The organism is Xanthobacter sp. 91 (assembly GCF_000702385.1).
GTDB lineage: Bacteria > Pseudomonadota > Alphaproteobacteria > Rhizobiales > Xanthobacteraceae > Xanthobacter > Xanthobacter aminoxidans.
Window position 1 is genome coordinate 4,292,473 of the sequence record NZ_JNIB01000001.1, and the last position, 20,231, is coordinate 4,312,703.

The following is a 20,231-nucleotide window of genomic DNA, read 5'->3' on the forward strand; positions in this document are numbered from 1 at the left end:
CCTGGCGTCAGTCAATGGCTTCATCTGTCATCGCGCCGCCGCATGACCTCGGACGCCCGCACGGGCATCCGTCCTTCACGCCGTCATCTGGATGGGCTTGCGATGGTACAGGTGGGTGGGCTCGAACCACCGACCTCCGGTTCCACAGACCGGCGCTCTAACCAACTGAGCTACACCTGCACGGCTCCGGCGCACCGGGGCGCCGAAGAGAGGGCGGAACCTACGCGGGGTGCTCCGCAATTTCAAGGGGGCGAAAGCCGCTGGCCACAGCGGCATTGTGGACGGGGAAAGCCGCTGGCCACAGCGGCATTGTGCGAAGGGTGAAACCGAGCGTCGGTGCCGGCTTGCGCCGGGTTTGCCGCGGCGCAGGCCTGCTGCTTGTCGTCAGTTGGCGCGGGACGGGGTGTCCTCGTCCTGCACCAGCTCCTCCACTTTGGTCATGATGGAGACCCAGGTGCGATGCGCCTCCACCTTGCCGCCCATCTCGAAGCTCTCGGCCATGCGGTGGGCGAAGGCGACGCCCTCCGGCCCGTATTGCTCGGCGATGATGAAGGCGGTGCGCCAGACATCTTCCTCGGTCACCATGGGTCTCGTCCTTCCGTCGCCCGGGGGCAGCAAGCGCGAAGCGGAATTGTCACAAATCCAACACCAGCAGGTCGCCTTTGGCACGCGAGACGCAGGCCAGGAACCAGCCCTGTTCCTTCTCCTCGGGCTTGAGGCGCTTGTCGCGGTGGTCCACCTCGCCCTCCAGCACCTTCACCTTGCAGGTGCCGCACGCGCCCTGCTCGCAGGAGGTGGGGATCTTCACGCCGGCTTCTTCCATGGCGGTGGAGACGGAGCGGTCGCCGGGGATCTTGATGACCTTGCCGGTGGAGGCGATCTTCACGTCGAAAACCTTGTCGAGCAGCGGGGGCGGCGCCTTGCCGGTGAAGCGCTCCACATGGATGCGGTTGACGCCGAAGCCCTTCTGCTGGGCGCTGGCGATGATGGGGTCGAGCCACCAGTCCACGCCGCACAGGAACAGGTGCGTGTCGTCCGGCCGGTCCGCGAGCAGGTTCGCGGCGTTGAGGCGCGGCTCGGCGGCCTCGAAATAGAAGCTCGTATTGGCGGCGAAGGCGGACGCCTCGATGGTGGACTTGAACGCGCCCGGCGAGCCGCCCGCGAAGAGGTAATGGAACTCGAACGGGATGTTCTTCGCCTTGAGATGATCGGCGATGGAGAGGATGGGCGTCGCGCCGATGCCGCGGGCGAACAGCAGCGCGCGCTTGGTGTCGCGCGGCACGGCGAAGCGGTTGCGCGGGGTGCCGACGGCGAGGCGGTCACCCTCGTTCACCTGCTGGAACAGGGCCTTGGAGCCACCGCGGCTGTTGGCGTCCTTCCACACGCCGATCACGTAGCGATGGCGCTCGCTCTCGCTGTTGATGAGCGAATACTGCCGCACGAGGCCGCCGGGGATGCTCACATCCACATGGGAGCCGGCGGTGAAGGCGGGCAACTCGCCGCCCTCGGCGGGGATCAGCTCGAAAGAGGCCATGTTTTCGGCCTCGATCGTCTTCTTGGCCACGATCACCGGGCTCAGGGCATCGTCCGACATCGCATCCTCCAAACCATCCGCACAGGAACGCTGAGGGAGGAGGTGCAAACGGGAGGCCAATTTCGCTGCGGTGCGGGAGATGGTGTCCGCGTGGCGCGGCTCAGGCGAGCCGCGCCAGCGCCTCCGCGGCGAGCTTGCGGGTGAGGTCCGCTGCCGGCAGGCGCGGGCTCAGGGCGGCGGACTGGCCGCACCAGAGGTTGGTGAAATCGTCCCGGCCCTCGGCTTCGGCCTTGGCGCGCAGCGGCGCGAGGGCGCCGCCGGAAGTGGGGAAGGCCGACGCCTCCGGCGCGATGGGGCCGATCTCGCGCATCACGCGGTTCATGATGCCGCGCGCCGGGCGGCCGGTGAAGATGTTGGTGAGCGCGGTGCTCTCGTCCGTCGCCGCCTCCAGCGCGGCGCGGTGGACGGCGGGCACCTTCGCTTCCGGCGAGAACAGGAAGGCGGTGCCGATCTGCACGGCGGACGCCCCCAGCGCCAGCGCCGCCACGATGCCTCGCGCATCGGCGATGCCGCCGGCGGCGATCACCGGCACCTTCACCGCATCCGCCACCTGCGGCACGAGGGAGAAGGTGCCCACCTGTCGCGCCACGTCCTGCCAGCTGATGGGTGTCTGCGAATAGTCGCCGCCGAGGAAGAGGGCGCGATGGCCGCCGGCCTCGAAGCCCATGGCGATGATGGCGTCGCAGCCGTGGTCCTCCAGCCAGCGGGCTTCGGCCACCGTGGTGGCGGAGGAGATGATCTTCGCCCCCGTTGCCTTCACCCGGTCCACGAGGTTTGGCGCCGGCAGGCCGAAATGGAAGCTCACCACCTCGGGGCGCACCTCCTCCACCACCGCGCAGAAGGTGGCGTCGAACGGCGCGCGGGTGGGGGAGGGTGTTGTGGCGGCGGGGTCCAGCCCGGCCTCGACATAATAGTCGGCGAGGCGCGCCCGCCAGCGCAGCGCCCGCGCCGGGTCGTCCTGCGGCGGGGTGTGGCAGAAGAAGTTGAGGTTAAGCGGCTTGCCCGGCAGCCCCGCGCGGATCTTCGCCACCGCCGCCTTCAGATCGTCCGGCCCATACATGGCGCAGGGCAGGGACGCGAGGCCGCCGGCCGAACCCACGGCGATCGCCAGTTCCGGCGAGCCGGGACCGGCCAGGGGGCCGAGCAGGATCGGATGGGCGATGCCGAACAGATCGAGGATGCGCCGGTCCGGCCAGCGGGCGGCGGCTTCGTCATCGAGGGTGTCTGTCATGGCGTCGGTTCTCCCGCAGGGTGGCCGCCATTATCGCGCTTCCATCAATCATTGAAATTGAAACATTCTGATATTATCGTTCACTTCTGATGATGGACCTGCGCGATTTTCGCTTCCTCGAAGCGGTGGCCGAGACCGGCAGCGTCACCCGCGCCGCCGGGCGCCTCGGCTGCGTGCAGTCCAACGTCACCACCCGCCTGCGCAAGCTGGAGGACCGGCTCGGCCAGAAGCTGGTGGAGCGCATCGACGGGCGCATGGTGCCCACCGCCGCGGGCGTGCTGGCGCTGGACTATGGCGCGCGCATCGTCCGCCTGTGTGAAGAGGCCGAGAAGCGGCTGCGCTCCGCCGCAGAGGCCTTTCCCCCACTGCGCCTTGGCACCATGGAAACGACCGCCGCCGTCCGCCTGCCGCCGCTGCTGAAGGCGGTGCGGGCGAAGCTGCCGGACCTACGCCTGTCCATCACCACCGGCACCAGCGGCGAGCTGGTTGCGGCCCTCGGGCGGGGCGACATCGATCTCGCCTTCGTGGCGGAGGAGGCGGCGGAAGCGCGCTTCGCCAACGTGCCGCTGTTCGAGGAGGAATTGGTGGAGGTGCTGCCCGTCGGCGGCGTTTCGGAGGCGGCGGCCGTGGTGTTCCGGGCGGGCTGCTGCTACCGCGCGCGCTTCGCCGAGACGTTCGGCGACCTGCCTGTGTTGGAGCTTGGGACGCTGGACGGCATCATGGGCTGCGTCGCCGCCGGGCTCGGACGCACGCTCCTGCCTGAAGCGGCGGTGGAGCGCTGGCGCCGGGCGGGGGAGGTGGAGACGCGGCCTCTCGACGGCACGCACGGTCGCGTCCGCACGCTGGCGATGTTCCGGCCGTCGAACGCGTCGCGCCGCTCCATCGACGCGCTCATCGGCCTCGCTGCCGGCTGAAAGGTACCGCCCCGACATCAGCCTCGCGACATCGTGCGCGGGCCCGCGCGAGGCGGGATGTAACGTTTGGCGTCCGGAAGCCGAACATGCCCGTAGAAACCGCAGGCCCACTCCCGGCGTTTAAGCGGGAGGCGGATCGGGCCGCAAGGTTGGGCGAGGAACGATGAACAAACCCTGGAACCCGCACGCGGCAGCGCGTCCATCCCCATCGGACGCCAGCGATACGGACGTGCGGGATGCCGCCATCGCTCGCTTTCTCAAGGTGCGGGGACAGACCGAAGCGCTGGCGCGGGATCTCCATCCCGAGGACCAGACCGTGCAATCCATGCCGGATTGCAGCCCCACCAAATGGCACCTCGCCCATGTCTCGTGGTTCTTCGAGACCTTCCTGCTGGTGCCGCACCTGCCGGGCTACGAAGTCGCCAACGCGGACTTCGCCTTCCTGTTCAATTCCTATTATGAGGCCGCCGGCCCGCGCCACGCCCGCTTCGCGCGCGGGCTCATAACCCGCCCGACCGTGGACGAGGTGGCCGACTATCGCCGGCATGTCACCGACGCCATGACCGACCTTCTGGCCGATGCCGACGAGGAGACCTTCGCCCGCCTCGCGCCGCTGGTGGAGATCGGCATCAACCATGAGCAGCAGCATCAGGAGCTGATCCTGATGGACATCCTGAACCTGTTCGCCGCCAATCCCCTCCGCCCCGCCTATCGGCCCGGTCGCCCGGCGATGACCGCCGAGGCCCGGCCGCTCGCCTTCATCGATTATCCCGGCGGTATCTTCGAGATCGGCCATGCGGGGGAGGGCTTTTCCTACGACAATGAGGGCCCGCGCCACGAGGTGCTGCTGCGCCCCTTCCGCCTCGCCTCCCGCGCCGTGACCAACGGCGAGTGGCTCGCCTTCATCGCGGACGGCGCCTATCGCCGTCCGGACCTGTGGCTGGCGGATGGCTGGGCGCGAGTGAAGGCGGGGGAGTATGAGGCGCCGCTCTATTGGGACAGCCACGACGGGGACTGGCAGGCTTTCACGCTCAATGGCCTGAACCCGCTCGATCCCGCCGCGCCGGTGGTGCATGTGAGCTATTACGAAGCCGACGCCTTTGCCCGCTGGGCCGGCAAGCGCCTGCCCACGGAAGCGGAGTGGGAAGTGGCCGCGCGCGACCTTCCCGTCGCCGGCAACTTCCTCGACAGCGGCGCGCTGCGCTCGCTTCCCGCCGCGTCCGACGATCTGCCCGCCCAAATGTTCGGCGATGTCTGGGAATGGACCCAGAGTCCCTATGTGGCCTACCCCGGCTACCGCCCCGCGCCCGGCGCGCTCGGCGAATACAACGGCAAGTTCATGTCGTCGCAGATGGTGCTGCGGGGCGGCTGCTGCGCCACGCCCGAGGGTCACGCACGGGCCACCTACCGCAATTTCTTCTATCCCCACCAGCGCTGGGCCTTTGCCGGCCTGCGCCTTGCCGAGGATGCCTGATGCGCGCTTCGACCCTTCTCCGTGCCGAGCAGAGCCACGAGACGCCCGAGAGCGCGGCCTTCCGCGCCGACGTGATCGAGGGACTGTCCGCCAGCCCCAAGCAGCTTTCGCCCAAGTATTTCTATGACGAGGCCGGCTCGCGGCTTTTCGATCTCATCTGCCGCCTGCCGGAATACTATCCCACCCGCACCGAACTCGGTGTGCTCAAGGCCCATGCCGGCGATATCGCCGCCATCGCCGGGCCGGGCGCGAGCCTTGTGGAGTTCGGCTCGGGATCGAGCGTCAAGGTGCGCCTCCTGCTCGATGCGCTGGAGCGGCCGGCCGCCTATGTGCCCATCGACATTTCCGGCCCGCACATGCGCGCCGCCGTCGCCGCTCTGGCGCGGGACTATCCCTCCGTGGCCATGACGCCGGTGGAGGGCGATTTCACCCGGCCGCTGGCGCTGCCGGATCTCGGCGAGGGCGGGCGGCGCATCGGCTTCTTTCCCGGCTCGACCATCGGCAATTTCACGCCGAGCGAGGCGGGCGTGTTCCTGACCCATGCGCGGCAGTCACTGGGGGAGGGGGCGGCGCTGGTGCTCGGCTTCGACCTGCCGAAGGAGCGGGCGGTGCTGGAAGCCGCCTATGACGACCATCAGGGCATCACCGCCGCCTTCAACCTCAATCTGCTGACGCGCATCAACCGCGAGCTGGGCGCCGATTTCGACCTCGCCGCCTTCCACCACCGCGCCTTGTTCAATGAAGCGGAGAGCCGGATCGAGATGCATCTGGAGAGCCGTGCGGCACAGACGGTGCGGCTCGACGGCGCGCGCTTCACCTTTGTCCCGGGTGAAACCATCCACACGGAGAATTCCTACAAATACGCCGCGCCGCGTTTGATGGGCATGGCGCAGGCGGCCGGATGGCGGCAGGGGGCGCTCTGGACCGATCCGCGCGGGTGGTTCGCCGTTGCGGTGCTGGAAGCGGTCTGAGCCGGGAAACAAACGGCCTCCGGCCTCGTTAGTCCTCCACCATGGCACGCTTCTGGGAAACCCAACTCCTCCGCCCCATCTGGCTCCACGACGGCTCGTGGATGGCGACGCTCGGCGATTGCGGCCGCGTGCTGCTCCAGCGCTTCTCAGAGGGCGAGCAAGGCCCGGAGCTGGACAGCGCGCTGAAGGCGCTGATCGGCGCCGCCGAGGCGGGACGGCCGGAGGACGTGGCCTTCGCCGAGCAGCAGGTGCGGCGTTTCTTCGAGGTCCGCGCGCTGCTGTGAGGGCATTCGCAAATGCGGCCATCATGTGACCGTGATCGGCGGTTATCCTATGCTCATGATCTGCGCCGAATGCGACCGCTGCCACCGCCGTTCCATCCTCTCCTCACGGTCCGAGGAGGGGCGGCTTGAGGACACCAGCGAAATCCGGGGAAACACCTTGCGCTGCGACTTGTGCGGCAGCCGGCGCGTGCGCCTTGTGCGCGTGGCCTCGCCGTTCGAGGCGGTGGCCTTCATCAACGGGCGACTCGCCGCGGATCGATCCGGCGGCTGATCGAAGCGATTTAAGAGAGCGTCATGCCCGATTGCGCGCTGCCCATGCCGTAGCCACGGCTGGACGTGCCGAAGGCGTGCAGGGAGCCGCTGGAATAGAGGGCGCCGTTCTGGATGCTCCGGCCGTCGGCATCGAGGGCATAGACCCCGACCCAGGTGCAATGGTCGCCTTCATCATCCGCGATGGAGAAGGCAAGGTCGCGATCGAAACAGATCGTTTCGCTCTGCAGGAGGAGGTTCCCCTCCTCGTTTACCATCGCCATGACCAGATAGGCGTTGGGGGTGCCGCTGGATGTCATTCTCGTCCCTTTCCGCCCCCGGATCGGTCCGTCCGTAGTACAGAATTGGTAATTCGGCACCGCGACACTAGGAACCTTACGCCTTAGACGATCGTCGCGCTACTGTGGCGTTCTGGATTCGAGGGGGTGGGGCTTTTCGAAGCACATGGGATCGGTTGTCGTCTCTAATATTGTCCTCCTCGTGGTTGCGGCGCTGGTTGTTGTTGGAACGCTTTCCAGCCTGCTCGCCGCCCGTTTCGGCGCGCCCATCCTGCTGGTGTTCCTCGCCGTGGGCGTCGCGGCCGGCGAGGGCGGGCCGGGCGGCATCCATTTCGACGACTACTGGGCTACCTACATGGTGGGGTCCGCCGCGCTGGCGGTGATCCTGTTCGACGGCGGCCTCAGGATGCGCGTCGCCTCCATGCGCGGCGCCATCCTACCCGCCGTGGGCCTTTCGACGGTGGGCGTCGCCTTCACCGCCGTGCTGGTGGCTCTGGTGGCCGCGCCGCTGCTCGGCCTTGGCTGGATGGAGGCGTTGCTGGTGGGCGCCATCGTCGCCTCCACCGACGCCGCGGCCGTGCTGTTCCTCGTGCGGGCGCAGGGGCTGCACCTCGGCCGGCGGGTGGGCTCGGTGATCGAGATCGAGTCGGCCACCAACGATCCCGCCGCGGTGTTCCTGACCGTGCTGCTGGTGGAGCTGCTGACCAGCCAGATGGCCGACCCTGGCCTTGCAGTGGTATTCGGCGCCTTGCGCGAGATGGTGGTGGGCGCGGTGCTTGGCGTCGCCGGCGGCTATGCGCTGGTGGCGATGCTCAATCGCGTGGACCTGCCGGGCGGCCTCCATCCGGTGATGGTGGTGGGCGTGGCGGTGCTGCTGTTCGCGCTCACCTCGCTGCTGCACGGCTCGGGCTTCCTCGCCGTCTATCTCGCCGGGCTGGTGGTGGGAAACCGGCCGGTGCGCGCCATCGCCTCCATCACCTCGTTTCTCGATACCATCACCTGGCTCTGCCAGATCGTGATGTTCGTGATGCTGGGCATGCTGGTATCCCCCAACAAGATCATGCAGTACGCGCTGCCGGCGCTGGGGGTGGCGGCGTTCCTCATTCTTGTCGGGCGGCCGGCGGCGGTGTTCGCCTGCCTCGCGCCGTTCCATTTCTCGCTGAAGGAGAAGCTGTTCGTCTCCTGGGCGGGCCTGCGCGGCGCGGTCTCCATCTTCCTCGCGACCATCCCCATGCTGGCGCACCTGCCCATGGCCGAGGTCTATTTCAACGTCGCCTTCGCGGTGGTGGTCGTCTCGCTGATCCTGCACGGATGGACCATGGGCTATGCGGCGCGGCGGCTCGACGTGGCGCTGTCCGATCCCGATCCCGGCGTGCGGCGCTTCGAGATCGACCTGCCGGGGCAGACGGAAATGGAGCTGGTGGCCTATCCCGTCATGGCCGGCACGCCAGCGGTGGGGCAGGCGCAGCTGCCCTCCTGGGCCCGCCTCGTCATGGTGGTGCGGGCCAACGAGACGCTGACGCCGGAGGCGGCCGGCACGCTCAAGGCCGGCGATTACGGCTACCTGCTGGCGCCGCCCAAGCGCGTCCACCAGCTCGACCGCATGTTCCGTCCCGAGGAGACCACCCCGCTCGACGACAGCGCCGCCTTCCCCTTCGTCGGCGAGGTGCGGCTCGGCGATCTCGCCAGCTTCTACGGCCTCGCCGTTCCCGACAGCGAATTGGGCCTCACCATCGCCGACGCCTTTGCCGACCGCTCCGACGACCAGCCGGCACCGGGCATGCGCATCGCCTATGGGCATGCGGTGATCGAGGTGCGCGGCGTGACGGACGGGCGGGTGAGCTATGCCGTGCTGCGGCTGGAGGCGGGCCGGCTGAAGCGCTCCATCGCCCGTGTCCGCCGCCTGCTCGGCTTTCCCCCGGAGCAGGACGAGGACGACGAATAGGGGCCAAGTCGCGCCACCAAAGTCGCGCAGCCGTCATGTTCATGCCGCGAGCGCGGGCGAAACAGGTCCGCCGTTGAAGTCGTCCGTACACGGAGATCCACTGGATGCGACTGTTCATGCGCCGCCGCGGCGAGGCCGGGCCCGCCCTCGATGCCTCGCGGACCCTCGCGGACCTGGTGCGCACCACCCTGTCGCTGGAGGAGGAGGCGACCGTCTCTGTCTCCGAGATTTCCTGCGGTGATCCGGCCTGCGGCGGAGCCGAGACGGTGGTGCTGGTGATGCGCCCCGGCCGCCGCACCGAGGCTGCCAAGGTGCTGATGCCCATGGGGCAGGTGACGCCGGAGGCATTGCTTGCGGCCCTGAAACCGCTGATGCCGGGCGAGGCGGCGGTCTCAACCGGACTTCCGCAGGAAGACGGAAGGGTCTAAAGGGCGCGGGCCAGATCCGTTGTCCGCTCCCTTTAAATCGCGAATTTCCCATGTCCCACCCGCAATTTACGCCCCGTCCGCTCAATCCCATCTATGCCGGGCTGCCCACCACCATCTTCGAGGTGATGTCAGGCCTCGCCCGCACCCATGAGGCGGTGAACCTCGGCCAGGGCTTCCCGGACGATCCCGGCCCCGAGGACGTACGCCGCAAGGCGGCCGAGGCGGTGGTGGACGGCTGGAACCAGTATCCGCCCATGATGGGCCTGCCCGAGCTGCGCCGCGCCGCCGCCGCGCACTATCGCCACTGGCAGGGGCTGGAACTCGATCCCGACGCGGAGGTCATGGTGACCTCGGGGGCCACCGAGGCGCTGGCCGGCGCGCTCTTCTCGCTCATCGAGCCGGGCGACGAGGTGGTGCTGTTCCAGCCGCTCTATGACGCCTATCTGCCGCTGGTACAGAGGGCAGGGGGCATCCCCCGCCTCGTGCGGCTGGAGCCGCCCTCCTGGGCCATGACGCCGGAAAAGCTCGACCAGGTGTTCTCCGAGCGCACCAAGCTCGTCCTGTTCAACAATCCCCAGAACCCCACCGGCGTCGTCTACGACCGCGCCCAGATGCAGCTCCTCGCCGACTATTGCGTGCGCTTCAACGCCTATGCGGTGTGCGACGAGGTGTGGGAGCACGTGGTGTTCGACGGCCTTACGTTCGAGCCGCTGATGGCGCTCCCGGGGATGCGCGAGCGCACGGTGAAGATCTCCTCCGCCGGCAAGATTTTCGGCATGACCGGCTGGAAGGTCGGCCTCGTCTTCGCCGCGCCCCATCTCATGAAGGTGCTGTCCAAGGCGCACCAGTTCCTCACCTTCACCACGCCGCCGAACCTGCAGGCGGCGGTGGCCTATGGGCTCGGCAAGCCGGACGATTATTTCACCACCATGCGCGCCGGCCTCCAGCGCTCCCGCGACCGCCTCGCGGCGGGGCTGAAGGGGCTGGGCTTCGAGGTGCTGCCCTCGCGCGGCACCTATTTCCTCTCCATCGACCTTGCTGCCCACGCCAACGCCTTCGACGACGAGGCCTTCTGCCTCGATCTGGTGAAGACCCGGAAGGTCGCGGCGATCCCGGTTTCCGCCTTCTACGCGGAGGATGCGGTGAAGAGCGTGGTGCGCTTCTGCTTCGCCAAGCACGATGCGACCATCGACCGGGCGCTGGCGCATCTGGCCGACCTCACGCGCAAGTTCTGACCCAGGGTCAAGTCAAGCGCGGCAATCAAGCGTGGTCTTGGCTGTTCACGAATGCGTCATTACTCTCTCGTTCATCGCGCAAGGCGTGACAAAAGCTTAATTGGACCAGAGCGCTGAATTGTTGTTGCATCGCGGCGCGAACGGGTCTGACGCTGCGGAGTATCGAGGACGTTCATGCCAGCCGAGAATGCACCGGGTAGCGCGAAGAGCGGCGGATCGGCCGGCCGCAAGGTTGTCCTCGCAGTCCTGTTTCTGGCCGTCCTCGGCGGCGGTGCGTGGGTCTGGGACAAGAAGCCGTGGCTCGGCACGGGCGCCCAGAAGGCGGCGCCGCAGCCGCGCGTGATCGCGGTGCTCGCCGGCAAGGCGGAGCGCACCTCCCTGCCGGTGCGGGTCGAGGCGCTGGGCACGGTGGAATCCATGGTCACGGTGCCGGTGCGCTCGCGCGTCGCCGCTGCCGTGGAGAAGGTGGGCTTCGCCGACGGCGCGACCGTGAAGGAGGGCGACCTCCTCTATCAGCTCGACCCGCGGGTGATCGACGCGCAGATCCTCCAGGCCGAGGCGACCCTCAACCGCGACAAGGTTCAGCTGGAAAAGAACCTGCGCGACGTGGAGCGCTACGCGGGCCTCGCCACCCGCAACGCTGTCTCGCAGGTGCAGGTGGACGATGCCCGCACCACCGCCGACGTGCAGAAGGCGACGGTGGCGCAGGACGAGGCCAACCTGACGGCGCTCAAGGTGCAGCGCGGCTATTACGAGATCCGCTCCCCCGCCACCGGCCGCATCGGTGTCTCCGCGGTGCGCCCCGGCACGGTGATCCGGGTGGACGACACGCTGGCGACGGTCCGCCAGCTCGCGCCCATCTATGTCGCCTTCGGCCTGCCCGAACGCTACATCGCCGGTCTCCGCGCGGCGAAGGATGCCAAGGTGTCCTTCACCTTCCAGGGCACGGGCGAGACCATCTCCGGCGGCACCGTGGCGGTCATCGACAACACCATCGAGCCGCAGACCGGCACCCTGACCGCCCGCGCCATCTTCCCCAATGCCGACGAGCGCCTTTGGCCCGGTGCCCTTGGCGCGGTGACGGTGACGCTGCGCATCGAGGACAACGTGGTCGCGGTGCCCAGCGAGGCGGTGCAGAACGGGCAGGACGGCCCGTTCGTCTTCATCGTGGACGATGGCATCGCCCATGTGCGGCCTGTCACCGTCGCGCGCACGGTGGACGGGCGCACCGTCATTGCGAAGGGGCTCGATGGCGGCGAGACGGTGGTGACGGACGGTCAGCTCTCCCTGCGCGAGGGCGGCCGCGTGAACGTGCGCACCCGCGCCGCCGCACCCGCCACCGGGAGCTGAGCCCATGTTCTCCGAACTGTGCATCCGCCGCCCGGTGATGACGACGCTCCTGATGCTGTCGCTCGTGGTGGCGGGCCTGTTCGCCTATCGCCAGCTTCCCGTCGCGGCGCTGCCGCGGGTGGACTTCCCCACCATCAACATCTCCGCCAGCCTGCCGGGTGCGAGCCCGGAGACCATGTCCACCTCGGTGGCGACGCCCATCGAGCGCCAGCTCGCAACCATCGCCGGCATCTCCTCGCTCACCTCATCGTCCACCCAGGGCTCCACCTCCATCACGGTGCAGTTCGACCTGAACCGCAGCATCGACGCGGCGGCCCTCGACGTGCAGTCCGCCCTCTCCGTCGCCCAGCGCCAGCTGCCCGACGAGATGACCACTCCGCCGAGCTTCCGGAAGGTGAACCCGGCCGACGCGCCGGTGATCCTGCTCGCCATCTCCTCGGACACCCTGCCGCTGTCGGCGGTGAACGAATATGCCGACACGCTGATCGGCCAGCAGATCTCCCAGTTGCCCGGCGTGGCGCAGGTGCAGATCTACGGCTCGCAGAAATATGCGGTGCGCATCCGCGTCGATCCCGCCGCCGCCGGCGCGCGCAACATCTCTCCGGATGACATCCAGCGCTCCGTGGAGGCGGCGGCCTCCAACACCCCGCTCGGCATCGTATCCGGGCCCAAGCAGGCGCAGACCATCGACATGGGCACGCCCAAGGCGGACGCCTCCCAGTTCCGCCGGGTGGTGGTGAAGGCGCGCGATGGCTCGGTGGTGCGGCTCGAAGAGATCGCCGTCGTCTCGGACGGCGTGGAGAACGAGCGCGTCGCCAGCTGGTTTAACGATCGCCGCTCGGTGGTGCTGGCCGTGGTCCGCCAGCCTGACGCCAACACCGTGCAGGTGGTGAATGAGGTGCGCGACCGCCTGCCCCAGTTCCGCGCCCAGCTACCCGGCTCGGTGGGCATCGAGGTGCTGAACGACCGTTCCGTCTCCGTCCGCGATGCGGTGGCGGATGTGCAGAAGACCCTGTTCGAGGCCATCGTCCTCGTGGTGCTGGTGATCTTCCTGTTCCTGCGAAATGTGCGCGCGACGATCATCCCCTCGCTGGCACTGCCTTTGTCCATCATCGCCACCTTCGCGGCCATGTGGGGCTTCGGCTATTCCATCAACAACATGACGCTGCTGGCGCTCACCCTGTGCGTCGGCTTCGTGGTGGACGACGCCATCGTCGTGCTGGAGAACATCTATCGCCACGTGGAGGCGGGGGAGAGCCCGTTCCGCGCCGCCCTGCGCGGCTCGCGCGAGATCGGTTTCACCATCATCTCCATGACGCTGTCGCTGGTGGCGGTGTTCATCCCCGTGCTGTTCATGGGCGGCGTGGTGGGCCGGGTGTTCCGCGAGTTCGCGGTGACCATTTCGGTGGCCATCCTCGTCTCCGGCTTCGTCTCCCTCACGCTCACGCCCATGCTGTGCGCCCGCGTGATGAAGCCGGTGGACCACACGAAGAAGCCCGGCTGGTTCTTTCGCGTTACCGAGCGGATGTTCGACAGCTGGCTGAACGCCTATCGGGTGAGCCTCGATTTCGTGCTGCGGCACAAGCCCTTCATGCTGGTGGTGACGTTCGCCACCATCGGCCTGTCGGTCTATCTCTACATCGTCATCCCCAAGGGCTTCTTCCCGCAGGAGGACAACGGCTTCATCACCGGCACGGTTGAAGCGGCCACCGACAGCTCCTTCGCCGCCATGGTTGAGCGCCAGAAGCAGGTGGCGGACGTGGTGCGCGCCGATCCTGCCGTGGACTATATCGTCTCCACCGCCGGCGCCACCGGCAGCAGCCGCACCACCAATACCGGCCGCCTGTTCATCGCCCTGAAGCCCAAGGGCAGCGGGCCGGGCGAGCGCGTGGGCTCGGCCAATGACGTGATCCAGAGCCTGAGGAAGCGCGTCGCGCAGGTGCCCGGCGTCAACGTCTTCTTCCAGCCGGTGCAGAACATCAACGTGGGCGGTGTCGCCTCCAAGAGCCAGTACCAGTACACGCTGCAGAGCCCGGATACCGAGACGCTCTACACCTTTGCCCAGCAGATGGAGCAGCGCCTCGCGCAGCTTCCCGGCCTGCGCGACGTGACTTCCGACCTCCAGATCACCAATCCCCAGCTCACCATCGATCTGGACAAGGACAAGGCGGCGGCCCTCGGCATCACCGAGCAGCAGCTGCGGGATGCGCTCTACACCCAGTTCGGCACCCGCCAGATCGCGACGCTGTACACGCCCACCAACCAGTTCGCGATCATCGCCGAGGTGCAGCCTATATTCCAGCGGGACCCGAGCGACCTCGGCCGCGTCTATCTGCGCACCACTTCCGGCAATGTGGTGCCGCTGGAGACGGTGGCGAACATCAAGCGCACGGTGGGCCCGCTCTCGGTGCAGCACCAGCAGCAGCAGCCGTCCGTCACCATCTCCTTCAACCTCGCGCCGGGCACCTCGCTGGGGCAGGCGGTGGAGGAGATCAATGCGGCGGCCGCCGAGGCGCGGGTGCCGGACAGTGTCATCACCGGCTTCCAGGGCACCGCGCAGGTGTTCCAGGATTCGCTCTCCAATCAGCCGCTGCTGATCCTGGCCGCCGTGGTGGTGATCTACATCGTGCTGGGCGTGCTCTATGAGAGCTTCATCCACCCCATCACCATCCTCTCGGGCCTGCCCTCCGCCGGCATCGGCGCGCTCCTGACCCTGATGGCGGCAGGCATGGAGCTGTCGGTGATCGCCATCATCGGCATCATCATGCTGGTGGGCATCGTGAAGAAGAACGCCATCATGATGATCGACGTGGCGCTGGAACGTCGGCGCGCCGGGGCGGCGGCGCAGGACGCCATCCGCGAGGCGGCGCTGCTGCGGTTCCGGCCCATCATGATGACCACGCTCGCCGCCATCTTCGGCGTGCTGCCCATCGCGCTCGGCGCGGGCGCCGGCTCCGAGCTGCGCCAGCCTTTGGGTGTCGCGGTGGTGGGCGGCCTTCTGGTGTCGCAGCTGCTCACGCTTTTCATCACGCCGGTGGTCTATCTCTATCTCGACCGGCTGGACGCCATCGTGCACCACGCCGTTTCCGGCCGGCACGAGGAGAAGGCCCCTCCCGCGCATCCCGTGCCGCCGGAGCGGATGGCGGCGGAGTAGGGGGGCTTCTGCGACCACCACGAGTATGCCTGTAGGTGCTACCTCCGGGTGTTGCACCTGCGCCCCATGACAAAATGATTAAGGAACCGTGACCATTCCTCGCCTTGCGAGGAATTGCCCCAACGTCGCCGCTTTGTTATCCCGCCTGAGGCGAGGTTTGCGCGCGGGCGGCCGCGCGCCATGATCCGGGGGCGGGCATGAATCTGAAGTATCGGCCGGATATCGATGGCTTGCGCGCCGTCGCGGTCGTGGTGGCGCTGCTGTTTCACGCCCACATTCCCCCGTTTCGCGGCGGCTTCATCGGCGTCGATATCTTCTTCGTCCTGTCCGGCTACCTGATTACCTCAATTCTCTATAATGACATGATGAAGGGCGAGTTCTCGCTCGTCGATTTCTATGACCGCCGCATCCGGCGCATCTTCCCGGCGCTGTTCGTCGTGCTGCCGGTGACGACCTTCATTGCTGCTTTCCTGCTGATGCCGCGGCAGATGGTGCTGTTCGCGCAATCCATCGTTCCCTCAGCCCTGTTCTACGCCAACATCCACTTCCAGGGCCTGATGAACTATTTCGGCCCCCAGGCCGACGAGACGCCGCTGCTCCATCTGTGGTCGCTGGCGGTGGAGGAGCAGTATTACATCTTCTTCCCGCTGCTCATGTTCGCCTTCCTCAAGACCGGCGGGCGGATTGCGCTCGGCCCGCGGCGGATGGCGATCCTCGGCTTCCTCATCATCGCCATCGTCTCCGGTGTCTATGCCGAGTTGAGCGCGCGCACCCAGCCCACCGCCTCCTTCTTCCTGCTGCAGAGCCGCGCCTGGGAACTGCTGGTCGGCGCGCTGCTCGCGCTGGTGCACATGCCGAAGGTGTCGGAGAAGACGGCGAACTGGATCGGCGTGGCGGGGCTCCTTTCCATCGTGGTCCCGGTCTTCGCCTACAGCCACGACATGACCTTCCCGGGCCTCTCCGCCGCGCCCATCGTGTTCGGCACGGCGGCGGTGATCTATGCCGGCACCATCAACCCCGCCGGCTACGCCAACTTCCTGCTCAGCCGTCCGAAGGTGGTCTATGTCGGGCGCATCTCCTATGCGCTCTATCTCTGGCACTGGCCGCTGCTGGTGTTCGGCAAGACCTATATGGGTCGCGCGCTGACCTATTTCGAAGCCGGCGGTATGCTCATCATCGCCTTCATCTTTGCCTCGCTGTCGCTGAAATACGTGGAGACGCCGCTGCGCCACGCCGGCTCGCTGGGCGGCAAGCGCCGGGGCCGCTTCGCGGCGGGCATCATGGCCATGGCCATGACGCTGGCCGTGGGCGTGCTGTTCGAGCGGCTGGGCGGCGGCTTCTACCCCATCTCCCCTCTGGGCGCGCGCGCCGAGGCGGCCATGGAGGACAGGAGCCCCTTCAGCCGCTCCTGCAACAACTCGCCCAAGGGCTTCAGCGCCGCCGCGCTGAACCCGGCCTCGGCCTGCTCGGTGGGGCCGGGCGCGGCCAAGGGCGAATATGACGTGGTGGTGTGGGGCGATTCCCACGCCGGCGCCTCCTTCATCGGCATCGCCGAGCAGGTGGCCACCCTCGGCCACACGGCCCGACTTCAGACCATGGCCGGCTGCCCGCCCCTGATCGGCGGACAGGCCCATCGCGACGACATGCCGAGCTGGACCTGCACCGCCTTCAACGCCGAGGTGCTTCAGGAAATCCGCCGCATCAAGCCCAAGGTCGCCGTGCTGGTGGGCCGCTGGGCCATGTGGACCAGCAAGGCCGGCCCCGCCTTCACCCTCACCTCCGACGAGGTGCCGGGCGGCGGCGTGCGATCGCGCGAGGTGAGCCAGAAGGTGTTCGCCCACATGCTGGACCGCACCCTGAAGGAGCTTTCCGACCTCGGCATCCACGTGGTGCTGGTGGGGCAGACGCCGGAATTCGGCCGCTCCCCCGGCCGCTGCGTCGCCGAGAAGGAGTTCTACAATCGCAGCAAGCTCGGCAACTGCCTCGAGTTGCCGAGCGCGGCGGCGGACAAGGTGCTCGGCATCGGCAACGAGATGATCGCCAAGGCGGCGACGAGCTTCCCCGGCACCACCACCTTCCTGCTGTCGGACGTGTTCTGCCGCGACGGGACCTGCCGTGCCGGCGACGGCGAGAAGTTCTTCTATGTGGACGCCGACCACCTCTCGGCCACCGGCGCCCACCACATGAGCCAGGACCCGGCGCTGCGCGCGGCCCTGCTCAGGGCGCTGGGCGAGGGCGGCAACACCAGCGCCGCGCTGGCCCCGGCGACGGTCAAGGACTGACCGGGGCGAGCGGCCGTCCCGCCGGTTGCTGCCTACCCCCTGCGGCTTCGCTTTTCGTGAGCTGGAGCGTGGCCGCGCGGAGCGGCGGCGAACGTTGCGTCAGCCCCGGACGGGCGGCGCGGCGGGCTTCCGCGCGATTTGCCCCAGCCGGATTTTGTCGGTAAGCGGTCCCCGCGGGGGCGTGCGCGTCGGGCGCGCCGATCAAGGACACCAGGATGAGTCTGGCCTACCGGTCCGACATCGACGGCCTTCGGGCCATCGCCGTCGGCAGCGTGGTTCTGTTCCATGCACGCATTCCGCCCTTTACCGGGGGCTATATCGGCGTCGACGTCTTCTTCGTCATCTCCGGCTTTCTCATCACGTCCATCCTCCATCAGGAGATGACGGCGGGCACCTATTCGCTGGTGGATTTCTACGACCGCCGCATCCGCCGCATCTTCCCCGCGCTGTTCCTGATGATGGCGGTGACGACGCTGTTCGCCGCGCTCATCCTGATGCCGCGGCAGATGCAGGGCTATGTGGGCACGCTGGTGCCCTCGGCCCTGTTCTTCGCCAACATCCATTTCGAGAGCCTGCTCAACTATTTCGGCCCCGCAGCCGACGAGGTGCCACTGCTGCACCTGTGGTCGCTGGCGGTGGAGGAGCAGTTCTACATCTTCTTCCCGCTCGTCCTGTTCGTGCTGATGAAGCTGGGCGGGCGCAGGCTCGCGGTCGGCGTGCTCGCCCTCATCGCTCTCGCTTCGCTCGCCTATGCCGAGAGCATCGTGGAGACCGAGCAGTCGGCCGCCTTCTTCCTGCTGCAGAGCCGGGCGTGGGAGCTGCTGGCGGGATCGCTCCTCGCCATGGTCACGCTGCCGCGCCTGCCGGAAAAGGCCGCCTCATGGCTCGGCATCGCCGGGGCGCTCGCCATCGTCGTCCCGGTGTTCGCCTTCGGCAAGGAAACCGTCTTCCCCGGCCTGTGGGCCCTGCCGCCCGTGCTGGGCGCGGTGGCGATCATCATGTCCGGCGGCTTCGCGCCGAACGGCGTCGTCGCCCGCGTGCTCAGCCTGAAGGGCATGGTCTATGTGGGCCGCATCTCCTACGCGCTCTATCTGTGGCACTGGCCCATGCTGGTGCTCATCGCCATCTGGAAGGGGCGGCACACCACCTATATCGAATCCGGCATCGTCATCCTGGTGGCCGGCGTCATCTCCGGCCTGTCGCTGAAATATGTGGAGGCGCCGCTGCGGCGCGGCAGCGCGCTGGGCGGGAGACGGCTGATGCGCATCGGCGCCGGGGCCTGCGCCATCCTGCTCACGGTGGGTGTCGCCCTGGCGCTCCAGAAGGTCGGCCGGGGGGTATTCCCCATCTCGCCGCTCGGCGCGGCGGCCGAGGCGGCGGCCGACGACCGCAGCGCCTTCCAGCGCCGGTGCAACAACAACGCGCGCTTCTGGACCCCCGACCAGATGCAGCCCATCGCCTTGTGCGCGACAGGGCCTGGCGCGGCCAAGGGCAGCTACGACGTGCTGGTGTGGGGCGATTCCCATGCGGGCGCGACCTTCCTCGGCCTCGCGGAAGTCGTGGAAAAAATGGGTCTGACGGCGCGGCTCCAGACCATGGCGGGGTGCCCGCCGCTCGTGGGCGGCGTCGCCCGGCAGGAGCACAACAACGGCAACGTCTGCGCCAGTTACGTCGCCGCCGTGATGGATGAGATCCGCCGCGTCAAGCCCAAGGTGGTGGTGCTGGTGGGGCGCTGGTCGATCTGGACGACGCGGTCGAACGCGGGCTTCTCCCTCGTCAGCAGCGAGATTCCGGGCGGCATGACGCGCGACCGGGCCACCAGCAAGCAGGTGTTCGCCCACATGGTGGAGCGCACCGTCGCCGAGCTGCGCCAGATCGGCCCGCAGGTGATCGTGCTGGGCCAGTCGCCGGAATATAAGCCCGCCCCTGCCGGATGTGTCGCGACGCGCGAGTTCAACGGGACGGGCGGCACTGAGGCCTGCATGAGCCAGCCGCGCGCGAGCGCGCTGGACATCGTCGGCTTCGGCAACGACGTCCTCGCGGCCACGGCCAGCCGGCATCCCGGCGTCGCGGCCTTCCGCATGGCGGACATCTTCTGCCGGGACGACCGCTGCACGGCCGGGGAGGGCACGCGCTTCTTCTATGTGGACGGGGACCACCTCTCCGTCACCGGCGCGCGCCATGCCGCCGAGGACAAGGCGTTGCGCCAGACGCTGATGCAGGCACTCGCCGCCGGTGGGGCGACCACCGCGACGGCGAACGACTGACGGGAGAAAAGGCTGTGGGCCGCCGGGCCCGGCTCAGTCCTTGTCGAGCAGGCCGGCGAGCTTCAGGGCGACGCCCTGGGAGCCTTCCACCTTCAGGCGGCCGGTGGAAAAGGCCATCATCGGGCCGATGCGACCGGTGATGAGCTTGTCCAGCGTGTCGGTGGAGAGCTTCAGCACCGCATCCGCCTCACCCGTGCCCTCGCCCACCTCGACACTGCCGCCGGTGGCATCGAGCAGGATGGCCTCGCCGGTATCGCTGAGGTCGAAGCGCACCTTGTAGCCCAGCTCGGAGAGGGCTTCGGCGCGGTCGCGTATGGCTTCGACGAGGGAGGAGAGATCGGCCATCGGTGATCCTTGTAAATATTATTGCGGACTCTTGCCGCCGTCATGCCCGGCCTTGTGCCGGAAGTCGGCTGTTGCCGATTTCCGTCCCCAAGAGCGGAACCCGCAAACATGCGGGTTCCGGGCATCCACGTCGAGCCGCTGGAGCCCAAACCCGCAGGCAGTCCCCGGCCTCGCCACGTGGATGGCCGGGACAAGCCCGGCCATGACGG

Annotated in this window: 17 protein-coding genes and 1 tRNA gene; 12 read left to right on the forward strand and 6 right to left on the reverse strand. The window is 68.1% G+C overall.

All coding sequences use genetic code 11. The annotated features are described in order from the left end of the window. Nucleotides 1-103 precede the first annotated feature (103 nt). The 4 genes from A37E_RS0120060 to A37E_RS0120075 form a co-directional block, all read right to left on the reverse strand. Nucleotides 104-180 (reverse strand) — tRNA-His (locus A37E_RS0120060). 204 nt (nt 181-384) lie between these two features. Continuing rightward, nucleotides 385-585 (reverse strand): hypothetical protein, encoded by a 201-nt coding sequence (locus A37E_RS0120065; RefSeq protein WP_029558255.1) that lies wholly within the window; start codon nt 583-585, stop codon nt 385-387. A 49-nt stretch (nt 586-634) separates the two neighbouring features. Then, nucleotides 635-1,594: a PDR/VanB family oxidoreductase gene (locus A37E_RS0120070; protein ID WP_029558256.1), complete on the reverse strand. Its 960-nt coding sequence runs from the start codon at nt 1,592-1,594 to the stop codon at nt 635-637. Nucleotides 1,595-1,694: 100 nt separating this feature from the next. Beyond that, entirely contained in the window at nt 1,695-2,825 is a 1,131-nt protein-coding gene (locus tag A37E_RS0120075; RefSeq protein ID WP_029558257.1) for a nitronate monooxygenase, read from the reverse strand. A gap of 89 nt (nt 2,826-2,914) precedes the next feature. On the opposite strand from A37E_RS0120075, the gene A37E_RS0120080 reads away from it, so the two are divergent. The 5 genes from A37E_RS0120080 to A37E_RS0120100 all read left to right on the forward strand — a co-directional run bounded on the left by A37E_RS0120080 (nt 2,915) and on the right by A37E_RS0120100 (nt 6,739). Next, complete coding sequence (locus A37E_RS0120080) at nt 2,915-3,739, forward strand: LysR family transcriptional regulator (protein WP_051679211.1); 825 nt, start codon at nt 2,915-2,917, stop codon at nt 3,737-3,739. Nucleotides 3,740-3,902: 163 nt separating this feature from the next. Then, nucleotides 3,903-5,213 carry an ergothioneine biosynthesis protein EgtB gene (gene egtB / locus A37E_RS0120085; protein ID WP_029558259.1) on the forward strand — a complete coding sequence of 437 codons (1,311 nt, stop codon included), beginning with the start codon at nt 3,903-3,905 and terminating at the stop codon, nt 5,211-5,213. Further along, nucleotides 5,213-6,184, forward strand: a complete 972-nt coding sequence (gene egtD / locus A37E_RS0120090) for an L-histidine N(alpha)-methyltransferase (RefSeq protein WP_029558260.1) — start codon at nt 5,213-5,215, stop codon at nt 6,182-6,184. The genes egtB and egtD overlap by 1 nt, the downstream gene beginning before the upstream one ends. A 41-nt stretch (nt 6,185-6,225) precedes the next feature. Then, a complete protein-coding gene (locus A37E_RS0120095; RefSeq protein ID WP_024279322.1) occupies nt 6,226-6,468 on the forward strand; it encodes a hypothetical protein in 243 nt (80 codons plus the stop codon). Between the two features lie 49 nt (nt 6,469-6,517). Further along, nucleotides 6,518-6,739, forward strand: a complete 222-nt coding sequence (locus A37E_RS0120100) for a hypothetical protein (RefSeq protein WP_029558261.1) — start codon at nt 6,518-6,520, stop codon at nt 6,737-6,739. Between the two features lie 10 nt (nt 6,740-6,749). Here A37E_RS0120100 and A37E_RS0120105 read toward each other — a convergent pair whose 3' ends face one another. Then, the gene (locus A37E_RS0120105; protein ID WP_029558262.1) at nt 6,750-7,037 is read right to left on the reverse strand and encodes a hypothetical protein; all 288 of its coding nucleotides are present in this window, start codon (nt 7,035-7,037) and stop codon (nt 6,750-6,752) included. A gap of 145 nt (nt 7,038-7,182) precedes the next feature. Here A37E_RS0120105 and A37E_RS0120110 point away from each other — a divergent pair, with 145 nt between their 5' ends. From A37E_RS0120110 to A37E_RS26130, 7 genes are all read left to right on the forward strand, one after another. Next, complete coding sequence (locus tag A37E_RS0120110; protein ID WP_029558263.1) at nt 7,183-8,961, forward strand: potassium/proton antiporter; 1,779 nt, start codon at nt 7,183-7,185, stop codon at nt 8,959-8,961. Between the two features lie 104 nt (nt 8,962-9,065). Beyond that, nucleotides 9,066-9,389 (forward strand): hypothetical protein, encoded by a 324-nt coding sequence (locus A37E_RS0120115; RefSeq protein ID WP_024279318.1) that lies wholly within the window; start codon nt 9,066-9,068, stop codon nt 9,387-9,389. 50 nt (nt 9,390-9,439) lie between these two features. After that, nucleotides 9,440-10,624 carry an aminotransferase gene (locus tag A37E_RS0120120; protein ID WP_029558264.1) on the forward strand — a complete coding sequence of 395 codons (1,185 nt, stop codon included), beginning with the start codon at nt 9,440-9,442 and terminating at the stop codon, nt 10,622-10,624. 174 nt (nt 10,625-10,798) lie between these two features. Further along, on the forward strand, nt 10,799-11,974 hold the full coding sequence (locus A37E_RS0120125) for an efflux RND transporter periplasmic adaptor subunit (RefSeq protein ID WP_051679213.1): 1,176 nt from the start codon (nt 10,799-10,801) through the stop codon (nt 11,972-11,974). Between the two features lie 4 nt (nt 11,975-11,978). Continuing rightward, the gene (locus A37E_RS0120130; RefSeq protein WP_081837702.1) at nt 11,979-15,128 is read left to right on the forward strand and encodes an efflux RND transporter permease subunit; all 3,150 of its coding nucleotides are present in this window, start codon (nt 11,979-11,981) and stop codon (nt 15,126-15,128) included. A gap of 197 nt (nt 15,129-15,325) precedes the next feature. Continuing rightward, nucleotides 15,326-17,410 carry an acyltransferase family protein gene (locus A37E_RS0120135; protein ID WP_029558267.1) on the forward strand — a complete coding sequence of 695 codons (2,085 nt, stop codon included), beginning with the start codon at nt 15,326-15,328 and terminating at the stop codon, nt 17,408-17,410. 215 nt (nt 17,411-17,625) lie between these two features. Then, nucleotides 17,626-19,677 (forward strand): acyltransferase family protein, encoded by a 2,052-nt coding sequence (locus tag A37E_RS26130; RefSeq protein ID WP_051679214.1) that lies wholly within the window; start codon nt 17,626-17,628, stop codon nt 19,675-19,677. A gap of 33 nt (nt 19,678-19,710) precedes the next feature. Here A37E_RS26130 and A37E_RS0120145 read toward each other — a convergent pair whose 3' ends face one another. Next, nucleotides 19,711-20,022: an SCP2 sterol-binding domain-containing protein gene (locus tag A37E_RS0120145; protein WP_029558269.1), complete on the reverse strand. Its 312-nt coding sequence runs from the start codon at nt 20,020-20,022 to the stop codon at nt 19,711-19,713. Nucleotides 20,023-20,231 lie beyond the last annotated feature (209 nt).

Bases quoted from the DNA above. Each gene is read 5' to 3' on its own strand.
- A37E_RS0120065 (WP_029558255.1), bottom strand. From the start codon at position 585: ATGGTGACCGAGGAAGATGTCTGGCGCACCGCCTTCATCATCGCCGAG.
- A37E_RS0120070 (WP_029558256.1), bottom strand. From the start codon at position 1,594: ATGTCGGACGATGCCCTGAGCCCGGTGATCGTGGCCAAGAAGACGATC.
- A37E_RS0120075 (WP_029558257.1), bottom strand. From the start codon at position 2,825: ATGACAGACACCCTCGATGACGAAGCCGCCGCCCGCTGGCCGGACCGG.
- A37E_RS0120080 (WP_051679211.1), top strand. From the start codon at position 2,915: ATGATGGACCTGCGCGATTTTCGCTTCCTCGAAGCGGTGGCCGAGACC.
- egtB (WP_029558259.1), top strand. From the start codon at position 3,903: ATGAACAAACCCTGGAACCCGCACGCGGCAGCGCGTCCATCCCCATCG.
- egtD (WP_029558260.1), top strand. From the start codon at position 5,213: ATGCGCGCTTCGACCCTTCTCCGTGCCGAGCAGAGCCACGAGACGCCC.
- A37E_RS0120095 (WP_024279322.1), top strand. From the start codon at position 6,226: ATGGCACGCTTCTGGGAAACCCAACTCCTCCGCCCCATCTGGCTCCAC.
- A37E_RS0120100 (WP_029558261.1), top strand. From the start codon at position 6,518: ATGCTCATGATCTGCGCCGAATGCGACCGCTGCCACCGCCGTTCCATC.
- A37E_RS0120105 (WP_029558262.1), bottom strand. From the start codon at position 7,037: ATGACATCCAGCGGCACCCCCAACGCCTATCTGGTCATGGCGATGGTA.
- A37E_RS0120110 (WP_029558263.1), top strand. From the start codon at position 7,183: ATGGGATCGGTTGTCGTCTCTAATATTGTCCTCCTCGTGGTTGCGGCG.
- A37E_RS0120115 (WP_024279318.1), top strand. From the start codon at position 9,066: ATGCGACTGTTCATGCGCCGCCGCGGCGAGGCCGGGCCCGCCCTCGAT.
- A37E_RS0120120 (WP_029558264.1), top strand. From the start codon at position 9,440: ATGTCCCACCCGCAATTTACGCCCCGTCCGCTCAATCCCATCTATGCC.
- A37E_RS0120125 (WP_051679213.1), top strand. From the start codon at position 10,799: ATGCCAGCCGAGAATGCACCGGGTAGCGCGAAGAGCGGCGGATCGGCC.
- A37E_RS0120130 (WP_081837702.1), top strand. From the start codon at position 11,979: ATGTTCTCCGAACTGTGCATCCGCCGCCCGGTGATGACGACGCTCCTG.
- A37E_RS0120135 (WP_029558267.1), top strand. From the start codon at position 15,326: ATGAATCTGAAGTATCGGCCGGATATCGATGGCTTGCGCGCCGTCGCG.
- A37E_RS26130 (WP_051679214.1), top strand. From the start codon at position 17,626: ATGAGTCTGGCCTACCGGTCCGACATCGACGGCCTTCGGGCCATCGCC.
- A37E_RS0120145 (WP_029558269.1), bottom strand. From the start codon at position 20,022: ATGGCCGATCTCTCCTCCCTCGTCGAAGCCATACGCGACCGCGCCGAA.